The sequence below is a fragment of the Lacinutrix sp. MEBiC02595 genome (assembly GCF_053601555.1).
Window position 1 is genome coordinate 1 of record NZ_JBSHNU010000081.1, and the last position, 417, is coordinate 417.

Sequence of the window (417 nt, forward strand, 5' to 3'; positions counted from 1 at the left end):
TCCGCTAGTTGCGTTTATTGTTGCACCATCGGTTGGTATTGGATTAAACGTAAAGCTTCCGCCAAGATCTCCGGTTATATTTGATGTTCCGCCATCACAAGTTGCTGTCGTATTAAAAGAAGCATTCCCGGAGGTTAAAACAGTTACCGTTTGTGTGCTACTTGTTCCGCAGGTTCCTGGACTCGTGTATTCTATCGTATAGGTTGTTCCAGAAATTCCATTAGTTACCGTTCCGCTAGTTGCGTTTATTGTTGCTCCATCCGTTGGCATCGGATTAAAAGTAAAGCTTCCGCCAAGATCTCCGGTTATATTTGATGTTCCGCCATCACAAGTTGCTGTCGTATTAAAAGAAGCGTTTCCGGAGGTTAAAACAGTTACCGTTTGTGTGCTACTTGTTCCGCAGGTTCCTGGACTTGC

General features: G+C 44.4%; 1 protein-coding gene. It reads right to left on the reverse strand.

From position 1 onward, the window contains the following. Nucleotides 1-417, reverse strand: a 417-nt coding sequence (locus ACVCZW_RS00340) for a hypothetical protein (protein ID WP_452231331.1), incomplete at both ends; no start/stop codon positions are given.